This is a genomic window from Aminobacter sp. MET-1 (genome assembly GCF_026521175.1).
In the GTDB taxonomy this organism is placed as follows: Bacteria; Pseudomonadota; Alphaproteobacteria; order Rhizobiales; family Rhizobiaceae; genus Aminobacter.
Window position 1 is genome coordinate 216755 of the sequence record NZ_JAMSHL010000007.1, and the last position, 18488, is coordinate 235242.

The window sequence follows — 18488 nt, forward strand, 5'->3', positions numbered from 1 at the left end:
CCCGAATTGCGGATGTCCAGGAGCAATCCTGGACATCTTCGTTTGAAGCGGCCACGCTTGGCCCTCCGGATTTTCCCATATCGACCTGAAATGACTGGCCTGAAATGACTGAGATAAATGCCACCGCGCCGGCGTCTGTCGCTGGCGTCAATCTCGACAAGGGCCCCGTCGTCTTTGTCGGGCTTGCCTTGATCCTTGGTGCGCTCGCCATCGGCCAGGCGATCGACACGCGCCAGGCGTTGCTGTTCGCGATCGGCGGCCTGCTCGGCCTGACGCTCTACCATGCCTCCTTCGGCTTTACCGGCGGGTGGCGCCGCTTCGTCGTCGAAAAGCGCGGTAATGCCATCCGCGCCCAGATGCTGATGATCGCGGCGGCAGCGGTCGTGTTCATCCCGCTTCTGTCGCTCGGCAGCTTCAACGGCCAGGCGCTTGTCGGCGCCTTTGCGCCGGTCGGCGTGTCGGTGCTGGTCGGGGCCACAATGTTCGGACTTGGCATGCAGCTCGGCGGCGGTTGTGGTTCGGGCACGCTGTTTACCGTCGGCGGCGGCAGCTCGCGCATGCTGGTGACGCTGGTCTTCTTCATTGTCGGCGCGGTCATCGGCACCGCGCATTTGCCGTGGTGGCTGGCGCTGCCGGCGCTGCCAGAGATCAGCCTCGGCAGGACACTTGGCGTGCCGGGCGGGGTGACAGTGACGCTCGTCGGTCTTGCCGCCGTCGCCGGTCTCACCGTGCTGGTCGAGCGCCGGGCCCATGGCAGCATCGAGAAGACAAAGCCCGCGCCGCGCCAGGGTATCGCCCGCTTGCTGCATGGCCCGTGGCCGCTGATCGGAGCGGGGCTTCTGCTCGCCGGGCTCAACATCGCAACGCTGGTCACTGCAGGCCATCCCTGGTCGGTGACCTTCGGTTTCGGCCTGTGGGGCGCCAAGGCGGCGCAGGCGGTCGGCGTTCCGGTCGAGACCTGGGCGTTCTGGAACTGGCCGGGGCCGGCCAAGGCGCTGGGCTCCAGCGTGCTCGCCGACGTCACCTCGGTGATGAATTTCGGAATCATCCTGGGTGCGGCACTCGCCGCAGGCCTCGCCGGCAAGTTCGCGCCCAAGGTGCATGTGCCCTTCGCCTCGTTCCTCGCGGCTGCCATCGGCGGCGTGCTGATGGGCTACGGCGCGCGGCTGTCCTTCGGCTGCAATGTCGGGGCGCTGTTTTCGGGCATCGCCTCGGGCAGCGTGCATGGCTGGCTGTGGTTCGCCTCCGCCTTTGTCGGCAGTCTTGGCGGTGTCGCGCTGCGTCCGCTGTTCGGTCTCGATGGGTTCAAGAAATGAGCGCGCGCAATACCCTCCTGTTCGGCACGGCTTTTCTCGCCGCCACGTCGGCCGTTGCGGTCGACCATTATCGTTTCGCTGCGGCCAAACCGGCACCGGCGGCGAGCGCGCCGGCAACGCCTTGCGCGGCTGGAAATCCGGGCGCGGCTGGAAATCCGTGCGCGGCCAACTCGCCCTGCGCTGCGGCGGCGCCCTGTTCGGCTGCCTCGCCCTGCGCTGCGGCGGCGCCATGTGCCGCGTCGCCATGTTCGGCGGCTTCTCCATGCTCGGCGGCTCCTGCCCCGGCCGCCGCCGCACCTTGTGCCGTAGCTTCGCCCTGTGCTGCGGCACCGGCGGCCTCACCTTGCGCGGCTCAGCCGCAATAGGCCAAGTTACGGCCCTGGAGGCTCGCCATGGACGTCAACAGATCTGAAGCCGCCCGGCAGGCGCTGTTCTGCGAGCATGTGCTGGCCAAGTCGGGCAGCAACGTGCTGCTCGAGACGCTGCGCGACGCCAAGTCCGTTGCCGTCTGGGAGCACTTTCCCGCGGGCGACGTGTTCGATCCGGAGACGGGCGCGCAATGGTACTACCACAGCCATCCGCCGCAGGAAGGTCTGGCCGAGCATGGGCATTTCCATTGCTTCGTGCGACCCAACGGAGCGGGCGGGCCGGTTCATCACCTCGCGGCGATCGGTGTCGATCCTTATGGCCGCCTGCTCAGGCTGTTCACCGTCAACCAGTGGGTGGTCGGCGATGAGTGGCTCGATGCGGAGGGCACGATCGCGCTTTTGCCGCGCTTCGACCCGCATTTCGCCCGGCCGTCCTATCTGGTCAATCGCTGGCTGGCGGCGGCGTTCGCGCTGTTCCGCGACGAGATCGCGACGCTGATCCACGCACGCGACGAGGCGATTGCCGCGCACCGGCCGGCAAATGAAGCTCCAGCGCGCGAAGACCGCGCGCTGGAGGTGACATCCGAGCTGGTCATCGACCTGCGCCAGGTGGCCGCCAGCCTCGGCGTCTGAACGTCCTAGATTTCCTGCAGGATGATCCCGATGGCCCGGTCGACGACCGGGTGGATGCCACTGGCATAGAAGGACAGCCTGTTGCCCGAGCCGGCATTGCTGGTCATGGCAATGGTCAGCCGGGACACGGGGTCATGTTCCATGACGGTGACGTAGCCCGGGATGCTGCCCTGGTGGCCGAGAACGAGGCGCCCGGCATATTCGCTGGCGATGAGCCCGGCGCCGGTTTCGCGCAGGCGCGTGCCGGGATAGCTCACCTTGGTGCGGCCGTCCTTCATGGTGACGAGCAGCGGAGCAGGCAGCAGCCGGCCGTCGAACAGCCCTTTCATGAAGCCGACGAGATCGCTTGGCGTCGCGGCCATGTCGCCGCAGCCATAGGCGCCCGAGTAGGGGAAGCTGTCGGAAGAATCCTGCAACGCGTCGGAATAGGGCAGCACGCCGTCCATGCGCCACATCTCGCCGCCCTCGGCCAGTGCCGAGCTGGCGCCCGTGGCTGGCTTCGGCCGATGGTAATAGCCCCTGACCATGCGCGCTTCCGGGAAGCTTTCCGTTGCCGGCGACCAGGTGTCCTTGAGGCCAAGCGGCTCGAGCACTTTCCTTCGCACATATTCGCCCAGCGTGAGGCCCGATGCCGCCTCGATCAGCATGCCGGCCAGCACATAGCCGGTGTTGTTGTAGACGGCAGGGCCGCCCGGGGCCGTCTGGCCGCCGACGCCGAAGGCAAGCTCGACCAGCTGCGCCGGCGTCCAGCTGCGGCTCGGGTCCATCGGGATGTCGTATTCGAATTCCGGCAGGCCACCGCGATGGTTGACCAGTTGAAGCACCGTCACTTCGCCCGATCGCGGCAGGTCGGGGAACCAGCTCGATATGGGTGCATCGAGTTCGGCCTTGCCGTCCTCGACCAGCTTCATCAGTGCTGCCGCCACGAAGGTCTTGGTGCAGCTGCCGATCTTGAACAGCCGGTCCGGCGTGACAGGCGCGCCCGTCGCCCTGTCGGCAAGACCCGACGTGACGGTGATCGTGTCGCCATCGCCAAGCGAGAAGGCGAGGGAGGCGCCTACCGCGCCATCGGCGCGGTAGGCTTCGAGCAGACGGTTCAGTTTTTCAAGCATTACGGTCTGCCCTCCGGTTCCTGTCGCCTTATTCGGCGATGTCGACGGCGGCGAAGTTCTGCCGGCCGAACGGATCCATCACGTAGTTGAGCACGCTCTTGCGCACCGGGATCGAGACCACCGAGTGGGCGATTGGCGCTTCCGGCACCTCGGCCTTCAGGATCGCCTGCGCCTTGCGGTAGATTTCGGCGCGCTTCTCGGGGTCGGACGTGACGCGGCCGGCCGCGAGCAGCTTGTCGAACTCGGGGTTGCACCAGCGCGAACGGTTCGAGCCGCCCTTCACGCCGTCGCAGGCAAACGAGAAGGACAGCATGTTGTCGGGATCGCCATTGTCGCTCGAGCCGCCGAGCAGATAGGCGTCGTGCTCGCCCTTGCCGGTGCGGGTCAGATACTCGCCCCACTCGAAGGTGACGACCTCGGACTTCACGCCGACGGCGGCCCAGTCGGCCTGGATCATCTCGGCCATGCGGCGGGCGTTGGGGTTGTAGGGCCGCGAGACCGGCATGGCCCAGAGCTTGATGTTGGTGCCGGCGTCGAGGCCTGCTTCCTGAAGCAGCTTCCTGGCGCCTTCCGGATCGTAGTCGATGGCCGCATCAGTGACCGCACCCAGCTGCATCGGCGGCACCATGCTGCCGGCGAGGCTGCCTGCGCCCTGGTAGACCGCCTCGACGATTGCCTGCCGGTTGATCGCCTTGGCAAGTGCGGTGCGCACGCGCACGTCGCCCAGCGGCTTGTGCTCGGTGTTGAAGCCGACGGAGCCGATGTTCTGGCCCGGCTGGCTGAGAATGTCGATGTCGGGATTGTCCTTGAGTTCGGCAAGGGCTGCCGCCGGCGGCGGGGCCGCGACCTGGCACTCGTTGGCCTTGACGCGGGTGACGCGGACGACCGGCTCCGGCGTGATGGCGAAGATCAGCGTGTCGATCTTGGGGGCGCCGTTCCAGTAGTCCTTGTTGGCGACATAACGGATCTGGGCGTCCTGCTGGTAGGCCTGCAGGATGAACGGACCGGTGCCGACCGGGTGCTGCTCGATGACATCGGGCGTGCCGGCGGCGACCATCTTTTCGGTCTGTTCGAGCGACAGGATGGAGAGGTAGTCGAGCGCTATGCCTGCGAGGAAGGTGACGTTCGCCTCGTTCAGTGTGAAGCGCACCGTGTAGTCGTCGACCTTCTCGATGTTTGCGATCATCGAGCCCATGCCGAGACCGTTGAAGTACTCGTAGGTGCCGTTTGCCAGCTTGTGGTACGGATTGTTGGCGTCGCGCTGGCGGTTAAAGGTGTAGAGCACGTCGTCGGCGTTGAAGTCGCGGGTCGGGGTGAAAGTCTCGTTGAAGTGGAACTTCACGCCCTTGCGCAGATGGAAGGTGTAGACCTTGCCGTCTTCCGACACGTCCCATTTCTCTGCCAGCGCGGGCCCGACTTCAGTGGTGCCCGGCTTGAACTCGACGAGGCGATTGAAGATCGTCTTGGCTGCGGCGTCCATGGTCGAGTCCGCCACCGTCAGCATCGGGTTGAAAGTTTCGGGGCTCGCCTCCGAGCAGTAGACCAGCGTCTTGGCATAGGCCTGGCCGGCGAAAAGGATGGTCGAGGCGACAAGCGCCGTACGCAAAATACCCAAGGATTTCATCGCGGAGTTTCCTGATGGTGTTTCAAGTTGACGTAACCGCGCGGTGGTTCTCCTCCCCCGCGCCAACCGATTGCGGAATGGATCGTGTCAAACCTCGTGGCGTTTCCGCTACGCATGAGGTGCCTGCAGGAACCGCTCCGGCGACAAGGCGCCGTAGCTGATGCCGAGATCGGCCAGGTCGGCGGGGATGGGCTCGCCGTGCATCAGCGACGACGACAGCCGTGCCAGCGTCAGCGATACCTGGAAGCCGTAGCCGCCCTGGCCTCCGAGCCAGAAGAAGCCGGGCAGGCGCGGATCGAAGCCGGCCACCGGGCTGCGGTCGGGCGAGAAGGTGCGCAAGCCGGCCCAGGGCGTCTGCGGGCGGCCGACGGCCAGTCCTGTGGCTTCCTCGATGTTGTAGGCGGCGGTGGCGATGTCGATGTCCTCTGGATAGGCATCGCAAGGCTCGGTGTCGGTCTCGTCGGCAAGCGAGCCGATCAGCCGTCCGGCGTCCGGCTTGAAATAGAAGCGTTCGTGCAGGTCGACCACCAGCGGCCATTTGCGGGCGTCGATGCCTTCGGGCGGGTCGAACAGGAAGGCGGTGCGGCGCTTGGGCTTGAAGCCGAGGCCTGACAGTCCCGAACGTTCGGCAATGACGTCGACCCAGGCGCCCGCGGCGTTGACGACGATGTCGGCCTCATGGATGCCTGACGCGGTGACGACGCGGAAGCCATCAGGCGTGCGCTTGATTTCGAGCACGTCCGCGCCGGTGACGATCCTGCCGCCGGCTGCCTTGAGGGCCGTGGCCTGGGCCTGCACCATCTTGCCGGTGTCGATGTCCTTGGCGTCGGGCTCGAACACGCCGCCGCAGGTGAGCTCGGGGGCAATGGCGGGAACGAGCGCGCTGACCTCGGCGGGGCTCAGCCGGCGCACGCTCGGCACCAGGGCGCGTTGCTCCTCGGCCATCCGGTCGATGGTCTCGCCATCGTCGGGGCCGCCGAAATGCACGGCGCCGCGGTCGTGCTCGACAAAGCCGCCGTCGATGATCGCCTGGCGGCTTGCGACCGACAGCGCCCGCACCAGCGCATTGCCGTAGGTCTCGGAAAACAGCGCCGCGGAGCGTCCGCTGGCGTGGTAGCCGAGCTGGGTTTCGCGTTCGATCACCGTGACTTCGGCCCATCGCTGCACGCAGGCAGCGAGGGAGAGGCCGGCGATGCCGCCGCCGATGACGATGACTTTTTTGGCTTGGGAGTCTGACTGCATAGCCATTCGTAAAATCAATTTCCGATACGGTCAATATTTAGCGTATAGGAAAATTCTTGGTGATTGTTGCGATGGCTGTGGAGTTGGAATAGCTAAGGCAGATGATGGAGACGTCCATGTCGGAACAGCCCAATCTCGGCGACTGCCTTCGAAGCCTCAGAAAACAGCATGGTTGGACGCTGCAGGATGTCAGTCACCTGACCGGCGTTGCGGTTTCGACCCTGTCCAAGGTCGAGAACGACCAGATGTCGCTGAGCTATGACAAGCTGCTGCAGATATGCAGCGGGCTGGGCATCCATGTGACCGAGTTGCTGAGTGGAGCAGTCCGGCAACCAATGGCGCGCACGCGCCGCTCGGTCACATCAAAGGCCAACACGCTGCGCCAGCTGACCCGCAACTACGACTATTATTACCTCGCCACCGATCTGGTGAAAAAGCGCATGGTGCCGATCCTGGCCAATGCCAGGGCACGTACACTCGAAGAATTCGGGCCACTGACCCGCCACGCCGGCGAAGAGTTCCTGATCGTGCTCAAGGGCGAGATCGAGCTCCACACCGACCAGTATGCGCCGCTCCGGCTCAAGGAAGGCGAGAGTGTCTACATCGACTCGACCATGGGCCATGCCTATCTGTCGGTGGGCGAGGGCGATGCCGAGATGCTGTGCATCTGCTCGGGCGAGGAGCCCGACATGGAAAAGACGCTGATCGGCCTCAACGACGTCGAAGCGCTGGGCTCGTAGGCGAAAACGCAGCGCATCCGGGCGGATGCACTGCGTCTTGTTCGTTGAACGGCAGCTGAAAATCAGGCGACGCGGCGGCCTTCGCGCCAGACGGTGCGGACCACAGGCACATGCTCGTCGACGCGGACGCGCACCAGGTCGGCGCGGCGGCCGGCCTCGATCACGCCGCGGTCGGTGAGGCCCACCGCATCGGCCGGATTCTTGGACACCATGGCGACCGCCTGCGGCAGCGAGATGCCCTCGACGACTTCGCCGAGGAAGAAGGCCGACTGGATCAGGCTGAAGGGGATGTAATCCGACGACAGGATGTCGAGCAGGCCCTGCTCGGCGAGCGTGCGGGCCGAGACGTTGCCCGAATGCGAGGCGCCGCGCATGACGTTGGGCGCGCCCATCAGCACGCCGAGGCCGGCGCCCTTCGAAGCATTGGCTGCCTCGAGCGTGGTCGGGAACTCGGCGACGCGGATACCCTGCGCGATCGCCTCGTCGACATGGGCGGAGGTGGCGTCGTCATGGCTCGCCAGAACGATGCCGCGCGCATGGCAGGCTGCCGAGATGGCATTGCGGTTGGGTGACGAATTGCGGGCCGAATCACCCATGCGCTTGTCGCAGAACGCCTGGAATTCGACGTCGTTGAGCTTCAGCTTGCGCTGGTAGTAGTAGGCGTAGGTCTCGAGATCGACGAACTGGCGCTGGCCCGGTGCATGGTCCATCAGCGAGGCGAGCCTGACGCGGTCGTCGCCGTCGAAATGGGCGAAGCCGGCGAGGCAGTCGGCAGCGGAGACTTCGCAGCGCAGGTGGATGAAGTGGTCGGCGCGGACGCGATCGGCGCGCACGCTGTCTTCGATGGCGTCGGCCAGCTTGCGCATGTCGGCCGCTCCCATCTCCGCATCCTCGTCCATGCCGACGCGCAGCGCGTCGAAGACAGTGGTGATGCCGGCGGTCGCCACCTGGGCGTCATGGGCGAGCACCGAGGCGATCGGATTCCAGCGCACGCGCGGGCGCGGCGCGTAATGGCCTTCGAGGTGATCGGTGTGCAGCTCGACAAGGCCCGGGATGACGAAATCGCCGCCCATGTCCTCGCCGATGGCGCTTGGGCCGGTCGAGATTTCGGCGATCTTGCCGTCGCGGACGACGATGGAGCCGTCGATCACCTCGTCGGCGAGCACGATGCGGGCGTTTTTCAGTACAAGGTCGGTCATCTCAGGCGGTCTTTCTCTCGGCTTGCTTGCCCAGGGCGTGGTAGCTCAGCACCTCGAAGGGGGCGCCGGCGGTCGGCTCGACGAAGATGGCGAGCCCGGCGACGGGCACCGGCTTGTCGAGCACGTTGCCCAGGCATTGTTCGATGGCGGCACGGACGCGTGGAGCCTCTTCGGCGGCGACGCGGCCGGTCATGGTCATGTGAAAACGGAAGGCGTCGAAGACGTATGGATAGCCCCACTGGCTGAGATAACGGCATTCCTGGGGCGTCAACGCATCGGGGTTGCGGCGGGCAAGCTCGGCGTCGGACAGCGGCGCGCGGTGCGGTTCGAAGGCTTTTACCACTTCCGCTGCGAAATCGTTCAGTTCGGGCAACTGCTCTTCCGGGACGAGGGCGAAGAAGCCGTCGATCTGGGTGAGCTTCAGGCGCGGAATGTCGAAGGGTTCGGTGCCGGCGGAAAAGGCGTCGACCGCATCGACCAGCGCCTTTTCGCTGACGCCGTCGGCAAGCCGGAACGGCGCCTTCAGCGTGGCGTGGAAGCCGTAGCGGCGCGCGGCGGCGGTGTGGAACGCAACCTCGGCGGCCGACAATTCGCCATGCGCCTTTGCGGGAATCGCCGCGCCTCCAAACGCATCGCGTCCGAGCCAGCCAGCTGCGATACGGCACAGCGGATCGTCATGCTCGGGCGTGAAATAGATGGCGTAGCGCATGGCGCGATTTCCTCCTGCCCATTTCGCTCGAAATGGGCTGAACCTTATTGTTGGAGCATGATCTGATGCGAAAACCGTCCCCATTTTTCGGGATCATGCTCTCGACGACAGCCCGATAGATGATTTGCGTGACAGTTTGACGAAGTAGTGGCCGACTTTCGCAGTTTTGCAAAGGCCGGCCACAGATGTTCAGTGGCTGGCCTTGGTGCCGATCAGCCGCTGGCGCAATGCGGTGGAAATATTGTCGAAGATGAACACGACCACCAGAATCAGCAGCACCATGTAGGCGACGTTCTCCCAGTCGGAGTTGGTGCGCATGGCCTCCCACAGCTTGAGGCCGATGCCGCCGGCGCCGACGGCGCCAATGATGGTGGCCGAGCGCGTGTTCGATTCCCAGAAATAGAGCGACTGGCTGACCAGCACCGGCAGCACCTGGGGCACCACGCCATAGCGCTGGACCGAGGCGGGCGAGGCGCCGACCGAGCGCATGCCTTCGCGCTGCTTGTCGTCGATGTTTTCCAGCGCCTCGGAGTAGAGCTTGCCGAAGGTACCGGTATCGGTGACGAAGATGGCCGAGATGCCGGCGATGGGGCCGGGGCCGAAGGCGCGGGTGAAAAACAGCGCCCAGATCAGCATGTCGACCGAGCGCAGGAAGTCGAAGAAGCGCTTGGTCACCTGATTGACGAGGCTGTTGCGGGTGATGTTGCGGGCCGCCATGAAGGCGAGGGGGAAGGCGAGCAGGCTTGCAAACAGCGTGCCGACGAAGGCCATGACGATGGTCTGGGCAAGCTTCAGCCAGACATCGCCATGCTGCCATTCCGAGTTGTTGACTATGTTGTCCCAGGCGAGCGCGGCGTTCGACATCTTGGGATCGATGCGGTCATTCGACATGACCAGCGACCAGACTTCACCCGTCGACTTGCCCCAGAAGGGCGAGTTGGCGTCGAAGAAGAAGTTTTCCCAGCCGAGGAAGCGGTGGCGGATCTTGACGTCGTCGGCGTCGATCTGGACGCTGCCGGTAAAGCCGAAATCGGCGACGATCTTTGCGCCCGGCGTCTTCTGGACGGCCCATGAGGGCAGGGTGCCGGTGACGGTGATGCTCTGAAGCGGCACCACGGCCACGTCGAGCGTTTCGCCGCCATGGCTGACCACGATACGCTCAGGCGCGATGTCGATTGCCGTGCCGGAGCCGATATGGGCAACGACGCGGTCGGCAGGCGCCTTGTTGCCTGTCACGGTGGCGCTGGCAGGTTGGGTGATGTCGAGCCAGTCGGGGTGGCGGTCGGCGCGGTAGGACGAGAAGCGCGGATAGCTGACGTCGAGGCGATCAGGACGGAAGGTGACCTGCGGCCGCACCTCGTAGCTGACCCAGTCGGCCAGATAAGTGCCGGCGATGCCCCAGTTGCCGCCGGCAAGCACCGCGCCGACGGCGAAAAACCACCAGGCGAAGACGAGATAGGCGACGATGCCCGCGCCCACGGCCCAGCCGATCAAGCTCTTGCGCCAGGAACCCGAGAAGACGCCGGGATGACGGTCGGCGATTGCCTGCATTTCGGTCATGGAAAGGGTGGTCATGATTATTCTCCGCGACCGAAGGCGAAGGCCTGTTCGCCGACCAGCTTCTTGCGCAGCCAGGCCGAGAACTGGTCGACCGCAACGATGGTGCAGAACAGGAGGATGATGATGGCGATGGTCTTGGCTTCGTGGTTGCGGCTGATCGACAGGCGCAGCGCCTCGCCGATGCCGCCGCCGCCGACAGCGCCGATGATGGTCGAGGCGCGGACGTTGATCTCGAGGCGCAGCAGGCCATAGCTGAGGAAGTTGGGCATCACCTGCGGCACGATGCCGAACCAGACGCGCTCGGGCCAGTTGCCGCCGACGGCGCGCAAACCTTCATCAGCCTTCATGTCGGCGTTCTCGACCACTTCGAAGAACAGCTTTCCCAACGCGCCGATGGTGTGCAGGGACACTGCGATGATCGCCGGGATCGCGCCCATCGAAAGCACCGCCAGGAAGAAGCCGGCAATGACGATCTCGGGAAATGCGCGGAGGATTTCGAGGAAGCGGCGGACGAAGAAACGCAGCCAGCGCTGGGTGACGAGGTTGGACGCGGCCAGGAAGCAGAGCAGGAAGCCGAAAGCGAAGCCGATCAGCGTCGAGACCAGCGCGATGTTGATCGTCTCCAGCATCTTGTAGACGTATTCGGGCAGGTAGAACGAGCCGAACAGGTACATCCGGCCATCGGGGTAATCGAACTTCAGGCTGCCGTCGGCATAGGGCGAGGGCAGGTCGAACATGGCGCGCCAGACTTCGAAGCCGTCGCGCGGGATCAACTGGTCGACGAAATCGAACAGATGCGGCAGCCGGTCGAGGAATTTGCCGGCATTGGACTCGTTCGCAAACCACAGCGAGCCGGAAAGGGCGAGGAACAGCAGGATGAGGCCGCCGATGGTGTGCAGGCGGCGACGGCTGGCGAGCTCGCGCCAGTGGCGCTCGACCGCGAGGCCGGCTTCCGTGAGTGGCATTGTCATGGGGTTCCGTCCGATTCCGGATAAAAAGGGACGCGCCGCGAGACCTCGCGGCGCGTCCGTGTTGCCTTGTGGCTTAGCTGCCGATCTGCGCCTTGCGGGCGTCGATCACGGGCTGGTAGAACTCGGGGGTGACTTCGGTGAAGCCCTTGAAGTCGCCGCCCTGAATGGCCGAGAAGCAGGCCGGATCGGTCTGCGGCAGCTTCATCATGTAGTCCTTGAACTTGGTCTTGACGTCGGCGTCGAGCGAGGTGCGAACGACGATCGGGCCGTTCGGGATCAGCGGTGACTTCCAGACTTCGACCAGGTCGTCCATGTCGAGGATGCCCTTGTCGACCATCTTCTTCAGGTTGCCCGAGGTGTAGCCATCCTTGAATTCGCCGACGCCCGAGCCGAAGGTCGTGCCGGCATCGAAGGTGCCCTTGAGCACTTCGAGGACGAGGTTCTCATGGCCGCCGCCGAAGCCGGTCTCGGCGAAGTAGTCCTTCACGGCGACGCCGCCGAGGTCCTTGGGCAGCGAGGTGACGGGGATCAGGTAACCCGAGGTCGAGTCCGGATCGGCGAAGCCGAGCTTCTTGCCCTTGAGGTCTTCGAGCTTGGTGATGCCCGAGTCCTTCTTGGCGACCATGATGGAGTAGTAGCCGGTGGCGCCGTCGGTCTGGACGGTGGTCAGGATCGGCTCGACCGCGTCCTTGTTCTGCAGGTAGATCTTGGCATAGCCCGAAGCGCCGAGCTCGGCGTAGTCGAGAGTGCCGCCGAGAAGGCCCTGGATGGTGCCGTCATAGTCGGCGGCCGGGAACAGCGACACCTTCTCGACGCCGATGGCCTTGGGGAGCTGGTCGACGAGGCACTGGAAGTTGCGCAGGCGGTCGGCTTCGTTCTCGCCACCGATCAGGCCGATGCGGAAGTCCTTGAGTTCGGCGGCATGAGCCGAGCCGATTGCCAGGACTGCGAGCGAAACGGCGCCCAGAAGTGCTTTCTTGAACATGACATGTCTCCAGATTGGCCCAGCACCTTGCTGGGTCATTTCGGTTGCTGATTGCCGGCCCTTGACGCGGGCAAGACGACCGCTGATGGCCTCAGACCGGGGCGTATGCCGGTTCGAGAGGGGCGGCGGATGCGGGAACCCTGACCTTGACAGGGCGGATGCTGGTCGAGGTGATGGCTTCGGAAATCTCGGCGCCGTCGGCATCGGCGCCGTAGACGAGGCGAACGGCCTCGATGGTGAGGTCTTCAGGCGCGCCGTCGAAGACCACCGTGCCGCCCTGCATGCCGATGATGCGGTTGCAGTAGGTGCGGGCGGTGTCGAGCGTGTGCAGGTTGGTGATGACGGTGATGCCTTCGCGCAGGTTGATGTCCTGCAACGCGTCCATCACTACCTTGGCGTTGAGCGGGTCGAGCGAGGCGATCGGCTCGTCGGCGAGGATCAGCTTGGGTTCCTGCATCAGAGCGCGGGCGATGGCGACACGCTGCTGCTGGCCGCCCGACAGCGTGCCCGCCGGCTGGAGTGCGGTGCGGGCGATGTCGAGGCGCTCGAGTGCGGCGATGGCCCGGATGCGCTCCTCGCGGGAAAAGATGCCGAGCAGGTTGAGCCCGGTCGAGCGATGGTTGAGGCGGCCGAGCAGCACGTTGGTAAGCACGTCGAGGCGCGGCACCAGGTTGAACTGCTGGAAGATCATGGCGCAGTCGCGCTGCCATCGGCGCAGCTGGGCGCCGCGCAGCGACGACACTTCGGTGCCGTCGAAGGAGATCGAACCCTCGCTCGGGTCGATCAGGCGGTTGATGGTCTTGAGCAGCGTCGACTTGCCGGCACCGGAGCGGCCGATGATGCCGACCATCTGGCCCGGCTTGATCTGAAGGTTGACACCGTTCACGGCGACATTCTTGCCGAAGCGGCGCGTGACGTTGCGGATTTCGAGCATCGTGGCTTCCCTGTCCCGTCAGGGCTTTTTCGCCCTTGTCTCAGATCGGCCTAGACCCGTGAGATGAAGCTGAAATGTCGGGACCATGTCAGTTTTGTTACGAAGCACAGGCTGAAGCGGCCCAAACGGCAGGAAAGTGCGGCATTCGCCTCGAGAGGGGCTTTGGCGGGGTGCAATTGTTTCGGCGTGGTCGCGCCTGTAACGTGTGCCTGCAATCCATCAGGGGGAGGTCATCAGATGGCCAAGGGAAGCTGTCACTGCGGAAATGTGTCGTTCGAGGTGGAGGGCGAACCGGCAAGCGCCATCGAATGCAATTGCTCGCATTGCAGTCGCAAGGGCTATCTTCTGTGGTTCGTGCCGCGCGAGAAACTGACCGTCACCACGCCCCCGGAGCGGCTTGCGACCTACAAGTTCAACAAGCACGTGATCGACCACATGTTTTGCTCGAACTGCGGCTGCGCGCCTTTCGGCATGGGCGTCAGCCCAAGCGGCGAAAAGACCGCGGCGATCAATGTGCGCTGCATTGAAGAGATCGATCTTGCGAGCTTGAAGCGCATTCCGTTCGACGGCCGCAGCCGCTGAACGCTTCGGCGCAGCGGAACCCTCTTGCAACCGGGAGCAGGCTGGTCGCCGGCCTGCTATGATCGGCGCCTTTGTCAGGCTGCCTGTCGCTGGTCCTTCCAGCTCTCGTGCTGCTTTCCCCATGTCGACATCGCCGTCACGGCATCGTTCAGGCTCAGGCCCAGCGGCGTGATCGAATATTCGACGCGTGGCGGCACCTCGTCATAGGCGTGCCGGCTGATGAGCCCGTCGGCCTCCATCTGGCGCAGTTGCTGCGCCAGCATCTTCTCGCTGACGCCCGGCAACTGCCGGCGCAGTTCGGCAAAGCGGTGGGGCCGCAGGTGCAGTTCCCACAACAACGCGATTTTCCACTTTCCGCCGATGGCCTGCATCGCGGCAGCAAACCCGCAGCTGTCTGGTTCCTTGCGCCTCATTTGGCAGCTCCTGTCATGATGCCTGTCGCTTACTTCAAGGTGCGTACTTCTCAACGTGGTGACAGTACATATGTTCGGACCGAGCGCGCGCCAAACATAAACCCGGCCCTCGTTGCGAGGGCATTCGCCTGTCGGAGAAATCATCGTGAAATCAAACGTTTGCGTGCTCGGCGCGGGCCGCATGGGCTCGTCCATCGTCCGTACATTGCTCGACCGGGGCTATCCCACATCGGTCTGGAACCGGACTGCTGCAAAGTCAGAACCCTTGGCTGCCCTGGGAGCAAAGGTGGCCGCTTCGGTGGAGGACGGTGTCGGGGCGGCCGAGGTCGTGATCGTCAACGTCCTTGATTATGCCGCCAGCAAAACGTTGCTCAGGTCCGACAATGTCGCTTCGGCACTGGTCGGTAGAACCATCGTCCAGCTCACCTCCGGGTCGCCGCGTCTGGCCCGGGAGGAAGCGCAGTGGGTAGAGGCACGTGGCGCCGGCTATCTGGACGGGGCAATCATGGCGACCCCGGATTTTATCGGCAGGCCGGAGACGACATTGCTCTATTCCGGCTCCCGCGAGGTCTATGACAGGCACGAGCCTTTGCTTCTCGAACTCGGCGGCGGCACAGGCTATGTCGGGGAGGTGGCGGGTCAGGCTTCGGCGCTCGACACGGCGTTGCTCACCCAGATGTGGGGCGGGCTCTTCGGCACGCTGCAGGGCATGGCTGTCGCCGAGGCCGAGGGGCTCGATCTGCTGACCTTCAGGGGGCATCTCGCGGCGTTCAAGCCGGTTGTCGATGCCGCGCTGTTCGATGTTGTCGACCGGACCAAGGCGCACCGTTTTGCCGGCGACGAGGCGACGCTTGCCTCATTGGGTGCCCATTACAGCGCCTTCCGGCACCTGCTCGAAGCGTGCGAGGAGCGCGGCCTCAGCGCGGCCATGCCGCGCGCCATGGATCAGATTTTCCAGAAGGCGCTTTCGCTGGGGAGCGGGACGGACGATTTCGCATCGCTTTTCCCGCTGTTTCAAAATGGCTCCGTACGGCAGGAGGGGAAGCCGGCGCATGCATGACGGCGAGAGGATACGCACCGCGGCCTGCTCCTGCCGGAACGTGAGACTCGGCCTCGCCGGGGAGCCGCGCCGCGTCTATGCGTGCAGCTGCATGGAGTGCCAGAGATGTACCGGGGCCGCATTCTCCTACAGGGCGATCTATGCGGATTCAGCTGTCGTCAGCCAAGAAGGCGAGACCAGATCCTGGCGGCGAACCGGCTCGTCGGGACAATGGTTGGAGCAGACATTCTGCACCACCTGCGGATCGGTCGTCTTCATGCGGGCCGAAGCACTGACGGGCGCGCTTTCGGTGTCGGTCGGTTGCCTGGAGGACCAGGAGTTCCCGGCCCCGACGAAGCTCCATTGGCCCGGCCGAAGGCACAGATGGCTTTGCCTGGAAGGCGTGAGCGAAGCCCCTTGAAAGGCCGCCAGGCGGCTTGCCGGGTAAATGATCTGCAATCGGGCCGCGGTTAAAATCGTTTTGATTCAACGTTTTGGCGGAATCTCGCAAGATTCCGCCAAAACTTGACGCCCGAACCCTGACACTACAGTTGTTAGACATTATATGAGGACGGACATCACTTTGAGGAGCCGCCGATGAAATTGTCCCGAACGACCCGCTTTGCCACTCTTTTCGCGGGCCTGTTCCTTGCGTTCTCGATGGTCGCGGTCGACCACGCCGATGCCCGCCGTGGCGGCAGCTTCGGCAGCCGGGGAACGCGCACCTTCCAGTCGGCGCCGCCGACGCGCACCGCGCCGCAGCCGACCGCTCCGGTGGAACGCTCGATGACGCCGAACACCGGCCAGGCGACCAACCCGGCTGCCACCAATGCCGCCCGTCCTGGTGCGGCCGCGCCGCAGCGTCCCGGTTTCCTGGGCGGTTTCGGCGGCGCGATGATCGGCGGCCTGTTGATGGGCGGCCTGTTCGGCATGCTGATGGGCCAGGGCTTCGGCGGTCTCGCCGGCCTGTTCGGCATGCTGATGCAGGTGCTTTTGATCGGCGGCGCCATCTGGCTGGCTCTGCGCTTCTTCCGCTCGCGGCAGGCTACCAATTCCGGTCCGGCAATGGCTGGTGCGGGGGCTGGCGCTGGTGGCGGCAACTTCAGCTATCGCGATGCGTCACCGTCCGAGGACGGCGGCAAGGCCAATGGCGGCAGCCGCTCGTTCAGCATTCCGAACATTGGCGGCAGCCGCGCCAACGCAGCACCGCAGCAGCCCGTGAGCCAGGAGATCACTGTATCCGGCGACGATCTCGACACCTTCCAGCGCCTGCTGACCGAGGTGCAGGAAGCCTTCGGTCGCGAGGACCACAAGGCGCTGCGCCGCCTGGTGACCCCCGAGATGGTGTCGTATCTCTCGGAAGAACTGGCCGACAACGCCCAGAACGGCGTGCGCAACGACGTGACCGACGTCCAGCTTCTGCAGGCCGACATTGCCGAAAGCTGGAGCGAGGGCGATCGCGACTATGCGACCGCTGCGCTGAACTATCAGTCGATCGACGTGACCCGCAACCGCACCACCGGCGAGGTTGTGGAAGGCGATGCGAAAGAGCCGACCGAGACGACCGAACTGTGGACCTTCGTGCGCCAGAATGGCGGCGACTGGCAGCTTTCGGCGATCCAGCAGGCCTGAGTTTTTTTCAAGCTGCCGGAGTTCTTTCCGGCTGAATGACGCCCGCGGTCTTGCCCCTTGAAGGGGCGGCCGCGGGCGTTTTGTTTTGAAAGGTGGCCTCCTCTCTGGCGCCGCAATTCCGATTGCTCTCGAAATTATTCTAGGCAAGGTTGAGGGCCAGGGGAGATCGGGATCGTCCGACCCGGCACCGGCCGCCCGGTGTCCAAGCGAAGCTCGGATGGCCATGGCCGACAATGTTCTCGTTTCGCCCGATTTCCTGACGCTCACGCTCGGCATCGTCGTCTACTTCGTCGGCGTTCTGCTCAACCGCCACGTTGCCTTCCTGCGCAACTACAACATCCCCGAGCCGGTCACCGGCGGGTTTCTGGCGGCCGCGGCCGTGTGGGCGTTTTACAAGCTGTCGGGGATGGAGATCGTCTTCGAGATGACCACGCGCGACAGGCTGCTGGTCATTTTCTTTGCCACAGTCGGCGTCAATGCGCGGCTGGCCGACCTTTGGGTTGGCGGGCGGGCTCTCGCGGTGCTGTGCGTGCTGACGGTGCTTTTCGTGTTCCTGCAAAATGGCGTCGGCACGCTCGGGGCCTGGCTGTTCGGACTGCCTTCCGCCGCAGGCGTCATCATGGGGTCGATCGCCTTTGTCGGCGGCCATGGCACCACGATTGCCTGGGCGCCTGCGATCGCGGCCGAACACGGCTTTCCGGCCGCGCTGGAAGTCGGGACCGCTGCTGCGACGCTAGGGCTGATCGTCGCCAGCGTCCTTGGCGGTCCTGTGGCAAAATTCCTCATCGAGCGCGGCAAGCTGACAACGCGCAATAGCGGGCCTGACGCGGAAGCGGCTGTCGCTCAGGCGGAGGCTGTACCTATCGACAAGTCGAATTTCATGCAGGCGGTTCTGCTGGTCAACATAGCCGTGGTGCTCGGTTATCTGGTTCACGGGCTGGTCACGGCGATGGGCGTGAAGCTGCCGCTGTTCGTGCCGTGCCTGATCATGGGGGTGGTTCTGTCGAACACGATCCCCTACCTGTTTCCGCGCCTGCCCTGGCCGGCGCGTTCGCCGGCGATGTCGTTGATCTCGGACTATTCGCTCTCGGCCTTCCTCGCCATGTCGCTGATGAGCATGCAGCTTTGGACGCTTGCCGGGGTCGCGGGCCCGCTGTTGGTCGTGGTCGCCATGCAGGCGCTGCTCGCGGTCGCCTTCATCCTGATCGTGCTGTTCCCGCTTTTGGGCCGGGACTATCAGGCGGCGGTGCTGAGCGCCGGCTTCACCGGCCTTTCGCTTGGCGCCACGCCCACCGCGATTGCCTCGATGACGGCGGTGACGAAGCACTATGGCCCGTCACCGAACGCCTTCATCATCCTGCCGCTGGTCTCGGCGTTTTTCGTCGACCTGGTCAACATGATCGCGATCCAGTTCTTCCTGGCGGGGTGA

The 18488-nt window shown here is 64.7% G+C and carries 19 protein-coding genes; 9 read left to right on the forward strand and 10 right to left on the reverse strand.

Translation table 11 applies throughout. The features are described 5' to 3' along the window. Nucleotides 1-104: 104 nt before the first annotated feature. The 3 genes from NDO48_RS12890 (at nt 105) to NDO48_RS12900 (ending at nt 2317) form a co-directional block, all read left to right on the forward strand. Nucleotides 105-1316 carry a YeeE/YedE family protein gene (locus NDO48_RS12890; protein WP_018429201.1) on the forward strand — a complete coding sequence of 404 codons (1212 nt, stop codon included), beginning with the start codon at nt 105-107 and terminating at the stop codon, nt 1314-1316. Nucleotides 1317-1473: 157 nt separating this feature from the next. Further along, a complete protein-coding gene (locus NDO48_RS12895; protein ID WP_018429200.1) occupies nt 1474-1728 on the forward strand; it encodes a hypothetical protein in 255 nt (84 codons plus the stop codon). Continuing rightward, entirely contained in the window at nt 1709-2317 is a 609-nt protein-coding gene (locus NDO48_RS12900; RefSeq protein ID WP_267321577.1) for a DUF6969 family protein, read from the forward strand. The genes NDO48_RS12895 and NDO48_RS12900 overlap by 20 nt, the downstream gene beginning before the upstream one ends. Before the next feature lie 5 nt (nt 2318-2322). On the opposite strand, the gene NDO48_RS12905 is transcribed toward NDO48_RS12900, so the two are convergent. The 3 genes from NDO48_RS12905 to NDO48_RS12915 all read right to left on the reverse strand — a co-directional run bounded on the left by NDO48_RS12905 (nt 2323) and on the right by NDO48_RS12915 (nt 6295). Beyond that, the gene (locus NDO48_RS12905; protein ID WP_267321578.1) at nt 2323-3429 is read right to left on the reverse strand and encodes a serine hydrolase domain-containing protein; all 1107 of its coding nucleotides are present in this window, start codon (nt 3427-3429) and stop codon (nt 2323-2325) included. Nucleotides 3430-3457: 28 nt separating this feature from the next. After that, entirely contained in the window at nt 3458-5053 is a 1596-nt protein-coding gene (locus NDO48_RS12910) for an ABC transporter substrate-binding protein (RefSeq protein WP_267321579.1), read from the reverse strand. Nucleotides 5054-5161: 108 nt separating this feature from the next. Beyond that, nucleotides 5162-6295, reverse strand: a complete 1134-nt coding sequence (locus NDO48_RS12915) for an NAD(P)/FAD-dependent oxidoreductase (RefSeq protein WP_018429196.1) — start codon at nt 6293-6295, stop codon at nt 5162-5164. A gap of 116 nt (nt 6296-6411) precedes the next feature. Here NDO48_RS12915 and NDO48_RS12920 point away from each other — a divergent pair, with 116 nt between their 5' ends. Beyond that, entirely contained in the window at nt 6412-7035 is a 624-nt protein-coding gene (locus tag NDO48_RS12920) for a helix-turn-helix domain-containing protein (protein ID WP_051091979.1), read from the forward strand. Between the two features lie 62 nt (nt 7036-7097). On the opposite strand, the gene NDO48_RS12925 is transcribed toward NDO48_RS12920, so the two are convergent. The 6 genes from NDO48_RS12925 to phnC form a co-directional block, all read right to left on the reverse strand. Then, a complete protein-coding gene (locus NDO48_RS12925) occupies nt 7098-8234 on the reverse strand; it encodes an alpha-D-ribose 1-methylphosphonate 5-triphosphate diphosphatase (RefSeq protein ID WP_018429194.1) in 1137 nt (378 codons plus the stop codon). Nucleotide 8235: 1 nt separating this feature from the next. Beyond that, the gene (locus NDO48_RS12930; RefSeq protein ID WP_267321580.1) at nt 8236-8943 is read right to left on the reverse strand and encodes a DUF1045 domain-containing protein; all 708 of its coding nucleotides are present in this window, start codon (nt 8941-8943) and stop codon (nt 8236-8238) included. Nucleotides 8944-9132: 189 nt separating this feature from the next. Next, the gene (gene phnE / locus NDO48_RS12935) at nt 9133-10518 is read right to left on the reverse strand and encodes a phosphonate ABC transporter, permease protein PhnE (RefSeq protein ID WP_267321581.1); all 1386 of its coding nucleotides are present in this window, start codon (nt 10516-10518) and stop codon (nt 9133-9135) included. 2 nt (nt 10519-10520) lie between these two features. Continuing rightward, on the reverse strand, nt 10521-11468 hold the full coding sequence (gene phnE / locus NDO48_RS12940; protein ID WP_416377200.1) for a phosphonate ABC transporter, permease protein PhnE: 948 nt from the start codon (nt 11466-11468) through the stop codon (nt 10521-10523). Between the two features lie 79 nt (nt 11469-11547). After that, nucleotides 11548-12459: a phosphonate ABC transporter substrate-binding protein gene (gene phnD, locus NDO48_RS12945; protein ID WP_267321583.1), complete on the reverse strand. Its 912-nt coding sequence runs from the start codon at nt 12457-12459 to the stop codon at nt 11548-11550. Nucleotides 12460-12550: 91 nt separating this feature from the next. Beyond that, nucleotides 12551-13393, reverse strand: coding sequence for a phosphonate ABC transporter ATP-binding protein (gene phnC, locus NDO48_RS12950; protein ID WP_267321584.1), 843 nt, complete (start codon nt 13391-13393; stop codon nt 12551-12553). 237 nt (nt 13394-13630) lie between these two features. Between phnC and NDO48_RS12955 the strand changes: the two genes are divergently transcribed. Further along, entirely contained in the window at nt 13631-13975 is a 345-nt protein-coding gene (locus NDO48_RS12955) for a GFA family protein (RefSeq protein ID WP_018429188.1), read from the forward strand. Nucleotides 13976-14049: 74 nt separating this feature from the next. Here NDO48_RS12955 and NDO48_RS12960 read toward each other — a convergent pair whose 3' ends face one another. Next, the gene (locus NDO48_RS12960; RefSeq protein ID WP_267321585.1) at nt 14050-14388 is read right to left on the reverse strand and encodes a winged helix-turn-helix transcriptional regulator; all 339 of its coding nucleotides are present in this window, start codon (nt 14386-14388) and stop codon (nt 14050-14052) included. 145 nt (nt 14389-14533) lie between these two features. Here NDO48_RS12960 and NDO48_RS12965 point away from each other — a divergent pair, with 145 nt between their 5' ends. The 4 genes from NDO48_RS12965 (at nt 14534) to gltS (ending at nt 18488) form a co-directional block, all read left to right on the forward strand. Then, on the forward strand, nt 14534-15448 hold the full coding sequence (locus tag NDO48_RS12965; protein WP_267321586.1) for an NAD(P)-dependent oxidoreductase: 915 nt from the start codon (nt 14534-14536) through the stop codon (nt 15446-15448). After that, entirely contained in the window at nt 15441-15848 is a 408-nt protein-coding gene (locus NDO48_RS12970; RefSeq protein WP_267321587.1) for a GFA family protein, read from the forward strand. Before NDO48_RS12965 ends, NDO48_RS12970 begins: the two co-directional genes overlap by 8 nt. A gap of 176 nt (nt 15849-16024) precedes the next feature. After that, the gene (locus NDO48_RS12975) at nt 16025-17059 is read left to right on the forward strand and encodes a Tim44 domain-containing protein (RefSeq protein ID WP_267321588.1); all 1035 of its coding nucleotides are present in this window, start codon (nt 16025-16027) and stop codon (nt 17057-17059) included. Between the two features lie 223 nt (nt 17060-17282). After that, nucleotides 17283-18488: a sodium/glutamate symporter gene (gene gltS, locus NDO48_RS12980; protein ID WP_416377198.1), complete on the forward strand. Its 1206-nt coding sequence runs from the start codon at nt 17283-17285 to the stop codon at nt 18486-18488.

Bases quoted from the DNA above. Each gene is read 5' to 3' on its own strand.
- NDO48_RS12890 (WP_018429201.1), top strand. From the start codon at position 105: ATGACTGAGATAAATGCCACCGCGCCGGCGTCTGTCGCTGGCGTCAAT.
- NDO48_RS12960 (WP_267321585.1), bottom strand. From the start codon at position 14,388: ATGAGGCGCAAGGAACCAGACAGCTGCGGGTTTGCTGCCGCGATGCAG.
- NDO48_RS12910 (WP_267321579.1), bottom strand. From the start codon at position 5,053: ATGAAATCCTTGGGTATTTTGCGTACGGCGCTTGTCGCCTCGACCATC.
- NDO48_RS12920 (WP_051091979.1), top strand. From the start codon at position 6,412: ATGTCGGAACAGCCCAATCTCGGCGACTGCCTTCGAAGCCTCAGAAAA.
- gltS (WP_416377198.1), top strand. From the start codon at position 17,283: ATGGCCGACAATGTTCTCGTTTCGCCCGATTTCCTGACGCTCACGCTC.
- NDO48_RS12900 (WP_267321577.1), top strand. From the start codon at position 1,709: ATGGACGTCAACAGATCTGAAGCCGCCCGGCAGGCGCTGTTCTGCGAG.
- NDO48_RS12915 (WP_018429196.1), bottom strand. From the start codon at position 6,295: ATGCAGTCAGACTCCCAAGCCAAAAAAGTCATCGTCATCGGCGGCGGC.
- phnD (WP_267321583.1), bottom strand. From the start codon at position 12,459: ATGTTCAAGAAAGCACTTCTGGGCGCCGTTTCGCTCGCAGTCCTGGCA.
- NDO48_RS12905 (WP_267321578.1), bottom strand. From the start codon at position 3,429: ATGCTTGAAAAACTGAACCGTCTGCTCGAAGCCTACCGCGCCGATGGC.
- phnE (WP_416377200.1), bottom strand. From the start codon at position 11,468: ATGCCACTCACGGAAGCCGGCCTCGCGGTCGAGCGCCACTGGCGCGAG.
- phnC (WP_267321584.1), bottom strand. From the start codon at position 13,393: ATGCTCGAAATCCGCAACGTCACGCGCCGCTTCGGCAAGAATGTCGCC.
- NDO48_RS12925 (WP_018429194.1), bottom strand. From the start codon at position 8,234: ATGACCGACCTTGTACTGAAAAACGCCCGCATCGTGCTCGCCGACGAG.
- NDO48_RS12970 (WP_267321587.1), top strand. From the start codon at position 15,441: ATGCATGACGGCGAGAGGATACGCACCGCGGCCTGCTCCTGCCGGAAC.
- NDO48_RS12930 (WP_267321580.1), bottom strand. From the start codon at position 8,943: ATGCGCTACGCCATCTATTTCACGCCCGAGCATGACGATCCGCTGTGC.
- phnE (WP_267321581.1), bottom strand. From the start codon at position 10,518: ATGACCACCCTTTCCATGACCGAAATGCAGGCAATCGCCGACCGTCAT.
- NDO48_RS12955 (WP_018429188.1), top strand. From the start codon at position 13,631: ATGGCCAAGGGAAGCTGTCACTGCGGAAATGTGTCGTTCGAGGTGGAG.
- NDO48_RS12975 (WP_267321588.1), top strand. From the start codon at position 16,025: ATGAAATTGTCCCGAACGACCCGCTTTGCCACTCTTTTCGCGGGCCTG.